Here is a 6675-nt window from a genome sequence, read left to right as displayed (position 1 = left end):
TTGAGATCGAGGAAGAAACCGGGAGTGTGTACGAGGCTCTTCTAGACGCGATCGTACACCACGATGCCGGCTTAGCTGAGTGAAGCAATCCATGACCAGCGTCTGGGTCGCATTCTGTTTCGTCGGCGTCGTGGTGGCACTGGTGGTGGCATGGTCGATGAGGTTGTAGCGGCTTAGATGAGCCCGGCTTTAACCGCGAAAGAAAGGACCAGCGAATAATGACCTTTACTGTCATCTGGTATGGAAGACAGGGCATTGTCGACAAGGAAATGTTCGATGCCGAGAAAGCGGCAAAGGATCACGCTATCGCGATGTTTCAGACCCGGAAGGGCGATGATGGAATCGTGGCCGTTGAAATTCGCAAGGAAAGCGGCGCTGTCGTTTTTAGCCATGCGGAGAATTAGAAGAAATTTTGGCCGCCAAAGACTCCTACTTGATCGTCTAGACCAAGACAAAATAGACAACCGGTGCAAGGATCAGGCAGATCGCCATTGCGATAACTATGGCAATGCCCCGGCGCTCTGTCCGCCGCGAAAGGTCAGCGAAATCATCCTCATTAGCGATCAGGTCAAAGATCGAGCAGCCACTGGGAACCGAATGATTGTCGTTTGCAATTCGGGATGCCGCGTTATCGACTTTCGGTTTGCGGGATGAGATCTGGTTCACGTTTGCCTCGCTTCGATGATGCCGGTTTCGCCATCCCGCCCCGGCGAAGCGGAGCGGGATGGTAGAAAGCGGAAATCGATTTTCGGACGCGACAATTCAAAGGCGTATGGCGTCCTTTTCGCGTCCAAATGGGCGCGCGGCGCTACAGTTTAATGTTCTCTCGCTCATCGTATCCGCAACGAAGGAAGCAGCAATCAGGTCATCGGCATTGAGCCGGAGTGAACCCGCATCGCATCCCATCAAAGCCGCTACTTTTTGGAAGGCTTTCATATCGTTCTCGGTAACATTGGCGCTTCGCATTCTTGTTCTGAGTTCGGCGATGCGTGCCCCTAGAGTCTGAGACGTTCCAATTTCACCTTTGGACATTGTTGTCTCCTCCTGACGTAGTTCGCACCCCGCCTGGCCACGATCCAACCCACTTTAGCTATGCGCGTGCAATCGAAGGTCCCAAGGTTCGTTTGCAAAGTCTTAAGTAAGGCAGTGACGTGCGACGTGTTTCGAAAAGAGACGCTAGTGCGGCATGCAGCTTGCTTCCTGCGAACCGGCAGGAGGCAACCACATGATACTTTCACGAGATCGGGACGAAGACGATATGATCGTCCAATGTCCTAACTGCAAGCGAATGATGATCCGCAAAGGGCGCATGATCAAAAGCGCCAAGTCTCTGACATGTGAGGCTTGTGGTAATGAGATCCGCCTGACTTATTCGTACAAGATGGCGATCTTTGAAAACCGCAGGCCACCATTATAGTTTGTCCGGTCGCGCCGTCATCGCAGCGCCGCACAAACCTCGCCAGGCGCGGGAAGCGTCCTCATCTGTTCGGCCGATGTGCCGGGCAAAGGAAGGCCCCAAGCTGCACATGTGATCTTCCCTGGTCACACCGCCGAACAGCCCTTTCAGCTAGGGCTGTTCCAAGAGCCCCACCGGCTGATTCCGGTGGGGCAGCCACTACCTCTAGGAGGGCGTCTCGGCCTACCTCGGAGGCCGTATTCGGTTAACAGCGCGAGGGGTAGCGGCAATGCCGAGCGGGGTTTTAATTCCGGTTACCGTGACAATCTACGGGGTCAAAAAGACATTCCCGTCACTCACACATTTGGCACTCTATGTAGGTTCAAATTCGACTGCGCCGGTTGCTTGGCGTAGTCGCAACCCCGACCGACCAATTCAGGACTGGGTGGATAAGCAGCTCATGCGTAAAGTCAGCAGGGCTAACAATGTTGAGTAATCCCTCGTATGGGCGCGCCCGCTGTTCACCTAAAAGACCCTGCCTGTTCTTACGTTAAGTAAAGCCAATTCAGGCATCGCTGCCGGAACCTAACGCCATCTGCGAGCTTATGGCGGCATGAGCACACGCGGTATCAACTTCCTTCACAAATGGCTGTCGGAAAATATCCCCGAGACCGCGGGCGCCAATGTCATCTCGGTTAACGATCTAACCCGCAAGCTGGTTGCCGACGCCAAGTCTGTCGGAGTCAGACGGGAAGAGATCTACGAGGAGGTACACAGCGTCTATCACGTCATCCTCGATGCCATCGGGCATTATGAGCCAGGCTTGGCGGACTAACCGGGACCGCGCTAGATCGGCCGCATGGGCAAAGGGCTGGACGTTCCAATCTCTGATCGATGACAAGATGACAGTGACGGCTCACTGTCACAATTCCGCGTGCCACCATAGCCAAGCGCTCGACCTCGCCAAGCTTCGGGATCGGTTCGGGTCTGATGCGCCAGCGATGGCCGATGACCTCACTCCGAAGCTGAAGTGCGCCAAGTGCGGCGGTAAGAACGTGGGGCTGATCTACACGCCGGACAGCACGCCGAACGCCTGCGGCAAGGGAAAGGGCAGCTAGTCGACCTCGTCACGAAGCGGTTTCTTCCGCTTCGGCGCCACAAAGCTCTCGACTAGGCGAACATGCTCAGCGTCGACAGTCACCAACGGCCGGAGGCTGATAGTGATCTTGTCACCATCGACGCGCGTAACGTAGCCGGTTAGCTCCATCAGCTGACCGATCACAGCCTTCGACGTCGAATCCACAACCGAATGCGGAAAGGCATAGGAGGGGATCGTCACGCTTATGCGATCGGGCGTCACCCGACCGCGCACAACCGCAGTGACGGCGACCTCATCGCCTACTTTGAAACTACCCCTAGCCATGCCCAAGATTCTGGGGCGGCCTGCCGGTTAGTCAAGGGGTTGCTAATATGCGACTCGGGGCGCAAAGTTTGTGACACATGAGGCTCGTTTTGATCGCGCTTGTCGTCGCTCATAACTGGTATTCCGGATACCATGATCCGGTCACCGGCTATGAATGCTGCGACGACAAGAAGGACTGTCGGGTCATCAGCCCACGCTACGTGGAGCCTCTGCCCGGCGGCGATTTCAATATCCGCACGGGAGGTAACGGCCGGTATTTCATCCCCAAGAAACGCGTCCTGGAGAGCGAAGACAGCCAGTATCACATCTGCACGTCATCTCCGAATTTGACTATCCGCTGCTTCTTTGCGCCGCACACGGAAGCCAGGACCCGCTCGGCAGCTGGCGAATTAACCTTTTAGGGTCTCAGATGCGTTATGATCTGGACCGTGGGCAAGAAGGCAAAGCAGAGCCGAGAAGAACCAATCGACCGCGAACGAATGGCCGAAGCGGCCTTCTACGCCCGCAGATGCGGCCTTACCCACGAGGAAGCATTGAAGCTTCTCAAAGAGGCCAACCCGTCAAAGACCTCCCAGCCGACAGGCAAAGGTAAGAGGCGCTAGGCGCCGCTCTGAATTCCGGCCATTTGCTGCTATCCTGCCTCCGGGAGGAAACAGCCATGGCCTACACATATCGGTGCAAGGATTACCCCGGAAATGAAGCCTGCCCCGGCTCTTTCACGGCAGTGACCGAAGCTGAAGTGATGAAGCACGTCGAACTGCACGGCAAGGCCGCTCATGGGGAAGACCCGGACCAATGGTCACCAGAAGACCGAGAAACGGTCAAGAAGCTCATTCGCAGTTCGTAAGGCGCATGCCAGCGCTACCCAGCCGTAGGGGATTTGTCGTTGACAAACCAGGCGCGTGACCGCCCCGTCTCGGCGGCTTAAATCTGACTGAAATCAAATCCGCGCGCTGAATTTGAGCTCATAATTGCTCAATGTGGGAGAGTATCCTAACCGCGCCCTTTCTCCATATGCTGGAACTCGCCGTTCTGGACGAGGCGACCATGCACTCTTTGGTTTTCCCTTGCGAAAGGATTCCGGAAGGGTGGAAGCACGCTGTCACCGGAAGGCTTGTCGACGTGAGTCCAACCCACTGGCGACATTGGGGAGAGAGGGACGAGGAAGCCTAAGTCGACCGATTTTGCGGCCCAGCAACCCGGCGATTGCGATTAGTTGTAACCGCCGGAACAAACCGAGACCGGAGCACCAGCCACACGCGATGGCTTGGACTTCTTTTCTGGGCGCCCGGGGCGCGTGGCCTTTAGGATGGGCGTCTCCGATAACCTTCTTCAACACGCGATCAAAGCTCTCTTCGGACTCGTCGGTATCCAGTTCGCGCGCCATCGCAGCGCCGGCATAAGACTCGCCAGGGCGCGGGAAGCGTCCTCATCTGTTCGGCCAATGTGCCGGGCAAAGGAAAGGGAAACAGACCCGCATGAGCCGTCGCTAAAATTAACTTGCGAGGTACGGACGCCGGATTTATTTTGCCAGACGTCATCTGCCGCTTAAGGGCATGGGGATGATTGAAAGAGGACAGCGCTTTCGCCTTTCCTGTCAAAGCGGGATGCTGCGATGTCAGACGCCAAGGTGTCGGCACTAGATGCTGAAATCCTCCGAAACGCATTTCAAAAAGCGGCCCATGAAGAGGGCATTCCCGAAGATCGATGGCGTGACTATGCCTTGCACATGATCCGCGACTATACCGGTGTTAAGGTGGTGGATGCCGAATTGCCGGATTGGATCACGCACAAGTAGCCAGCGCCTGACGCAGGGTAAGCGCATCAGCGGAACCTAATATACGTCGCGAGCTTATTCGCTCATGAGCACTCGCGGCATCAACTTTCTCGATCGCTGGATCGCCAACAACATCCCGGAGACGGCGAAGGCCGATGCCGTTTCGGTGAGCGAACTGACCCACAAGCTTTTCGCCGATGCCAAGGCGCTCGGGATCAAGCGCGAAGAGATCGATGAGGAAGTTTCCAGCCTCTATCGAACGTTGGTGGACGCGATAGCCCACTTTGACCCGGGGCTCCCGGAATGAGCGAGCGAGCTGTTCAATTCCTGCATTTGTGGCTGGAAAAAAATGACGTTCTCGACGCCCGTTCCGTTGACGACGTGTCGCTCCTCCATCTCGCGACGCGCCTGTTCCTTGACTCAAAGGCGGCTGGGATAAGCGAAAGCGAAATAGTCGAAAGCTGGGATGATATCCATCAAGGTCTCGTCGAGATCATGGTCCGACGCAACCTGCCGCGACCAACATTGCACTAGACCCATGATCATCGTCTGGATCGCATACTGTTTGGTTGGCATCGTGGTGGCACTGGTGGTGTTATGGTCGATGAGGTTGTAGCGGCTCAACGCTATATTTCTCCCTGGCCACTTGTTCTGATGAGTGCTCCTGCGGTTGCACCGGCCCTCTCATGTTCGGCTGGATGATGGTCATATTCGATTTCAACCGCTGCCCAAGAACTACAGGCTGGCTAGGTCGCAGGTTTGGGAGGAGTGCCAACAATGGATGAGCATTTGCAGGGCAGAATTATTGCCCTTGAAATTTTCATGCGGTCGGAACTTGTGGCCATATCGATGAGCCAGAAAGACCCTGTCAGCCACCTTCTAGCCCTGAAGACCGCTTTGCTTGCCGACTTCCATACATTCGGGCCTGTAGACGCATATAGCCAGAGCGTATTGAACGAAGCACAGGATGCTCTAATCCACACGTTCCAACAGGCCGAAGTGCGGTTGAAGCAGGGCGGCGGATGAGAGGAAGCCCGCCTCTTGAGGGCGCAATCGACGGGCTTCCCTTCCGGACGCTCGGTGAGGGAACCAAGGCAATCGAAACTTCGATGAAAGAGACAAGTTCCAAGGCGGACGAAAAAAACATCGGCCCTCCCTGGCGTACATCGCAACTTGTAGCCGCACCGCGAAAGACCTGGAGGAACCCCACATAGTCATCGGGCGGTCACGTTGATGTCGGATGGTGCAAGAACCGCCCGGTCCCGTCGTTCGTCGGTCGGCTCCCCACTAGGCCCGAGGCTTCGTCGGGCCATTTTTTCCATGCGGCCCTCGGCCTGCAGCTGAATTCTCATTCATCGGCTGTTCGTGCGGCCATGGCGACACGGTCAACAACTTCGGCAACAGCCCATCGCCTCGTTTTGCGGCATGGACGTGAAGCGCATTCAACAGGGAAAGCATGCCGACCTCTCTTCCACAACTAGGAGCCTTTGCGCAGCCGGCGACACAGCCGATGATAGCTGGGCGCTCTTTGAAGGTCTCGAACTGCGTGGGTTAACAGCAGCACGATAAAGAGAACCACCAGGGCAGCCGCGAGTCCCGTAACTATAGCCATCCAAGCGAACGTCGCTGTCGTCGAGATGTTCCGGGAGGATTGCGTTTGCGAGCAAGGTTCGCCCCGCAAGGGCGCGCTTGACACGCGGGGGCTGTCAGTAGCGTCCCCAGCTAGGCGTTTGAACAGCCCAAACGGACAGCACCACGGCGATTTTTGCGAAGGAGCGGCCCGACTGCCGAACAACAGGGGAAGGCCAAGCCCGCCCGGAAATTTCGAAACGGTGCACTTTTCAATACGACGAGAAAGGCGCAATGATCACGTCGCTCGGCCATGTGTAGGTTAACCCTCGCTCTCGCCTTCGTGCTGACCTGTGGCCCGGTGTCCGCAGTAGAGCATTGGTTTGCTCATGACGGCGACACGCTGTGGCATGACAAGAAACGAGTTCAGTTACTCGGTATCGATGCCCCCGAACTTTCCCAGCCGTGTTTTGATGCCGCTGACAAGATCTGGCCCTGCGGCAGGTATGC

The 6675-nt window shown here is 56.4% G+C and carries 11 protein-coding genes; 7 read left to right on the top strand and 4 right to left on the bottom strand.

The window, feature by feature from the left end; all coding sequences use genetic code 11:
* Positions 1-218 precede the first annotated feature (218 nt).
* The gene (locus AC04SH_RS34460; protein WP_488578051.1) at positions 219-404 is read left to right on the top strand and encodes a hypothetical protein; all 186 of its coding nucleotides are present in this window, start codon (positions 219-221) and stop codon (positions 402-404) included.
* 37 nt (positions 405-441) lie between these two features.
* Here the strand turns inward: AC04SH_RS34460 and AC04SH_RS34455 are convergent, their stop codons facing one another.
* Positions 442-666 (bottom strand): hypothetical protein, encoded by a 225-nt coding sequence (locus AC04SH_RS34455; RefSeq protein ID WP_477239505.1) that lies wholly within the window; start codon positions 664-666, stop codon positions 442-444.
* A 96-nt stretch (positions 667-762) separates the two neighbouring features.
* The gene (locus tag AC04SH_RS34450; RefSeq protein WP_488578050.1) at positions 763-1032 is read right to left on the bottom strand and encodes a hypothetical protein; all 270 of its coding nucleotides are present in this window, start codon (positions 1030-1032) and stop codon (positions 763-765) included.
* 977 nt (positions 1033-2009) lie between these two features.
* Here AC04SH_RS34450 and AC04SH_RS34445 point away from each other — a divergent pair.
* Positions 2010-2231, top strand: coding sequence for a DUF768 domain-containing protein (locus tag AC04SH_RS34445; RefSeq protein ID WP_488578049.1), 222 nt, complete (start codon positions 2010-2012; stop codon positions 2229-2231).
* A 279-nt stretch (positions 2232-2510) separates the two neighbouring features.
* Here AC04SH_RS34445 and AC04SH_RS34440 read toward each other — a convergent pair whose 3' ends face one another.
* Positions 2511-2819, bottom strand: a complete 309-nt coding sequence (locus tag AC04SH_RS34440; RefSeq protein WP_488578048.1) for a hypothetical protein — start codon at positions 2817-2819, stop codon at positions 2511-2513.
* An 89-nt stretch (positions 2820-2908) separates the two neighbouring features.
* On the opposite strand from AC04SH_RS34440, the gene AC04SH_RS34435 reads away from it, so the two are divergent.
* The 4 genes from AC04SH_RS34435 to AC04SH_RS34420 all read left to right on the top strand — a co-directional run bounded on the left by AC04SH_RS34435 (position 2909) and on the right by AC04SH_RS34420 (position 4903).
* Positions 2909-3220 carry a hypothetical protein gene (locus tag AC04SH_RS34435; RefSeq protein WP_488578047.1) on the top strand — a complete coding sequence of 104 codons (312 nt, stop codon included), beginning with the start codon at positions 2909-2911 and terminating at the stop codon, positions 3218-3220.
* Between the two features lie 257 nt (positions 3221-3477).
* Positions 3478-3666, top strand: a complete 189-nt coding sequence (locus AC04SH_RS34430) for a DUF1059 domain-containing protein (protein WP_488578046.1) — start codon at positions 3478-3480, stop codon at positions 3664-3666.
* A 768-nt stretch (positions 3667-4434) separates the two neighbouring features.
* Positions 4435-4617: a hypothetical protein gene (locus AC04SH_RS34425; protein ID WP_488578045.1), complete on the top strand. Its 183-nt coding sequence runs from the start codon at positions 4435-4437 to the stop codon at positions 4615-4617.
* Between the two features lie 64 nt (positions 4618-4681).
* Positions 4682-4903 (top strand): DUF768 domain-containing protein, encoded by a 222-nt coding sequence (locus tag AC04SH_RS34420; protein WP_488578044.1) that lies wholly within the window; start codon positions 4682-4684, stop codon positions 4901-4903.
* 113 nt (positions 4904-5016) lie between these two features.
* Here the strand turns inward: AC04SH_RS34420 and AC04SH_RS34415 are convergent, their stop codons facing one another.
* Entirely contained in the window at positions 5017-5220 is a 204-nt protein-coding gene (locus AC04SH_RS34415; RefSeq protein ID WP_477238005.1) for a hypothetical protein, read from the bottom strand.
* Between the two features lie 153 nt (positions 5221-5373).
* Between AC04SH_RS34415 and AC04SH_RS34410 the strand changes: the two genes are divergently transcribed.
* Entirely contained in the window at positions 5374-5622 is a 249-nt protein-coding gene (locus AC04SH_RS34410) for a hypothetical protein (RefSeq protein ID WP_477238007.1), read from the top strand.
* Positions 5623-6675: the final 1053 nt, after the last annotated feature.

This window comes from Mesorhizobium sp. CNPSo 4688 (genome assembly GCF_057784295.1).
The sequence above is the reverse complement of the archived record's forward strand: the minus strand, read 5'-3'. Positions and strand labels throughout refer to the sequence as shown.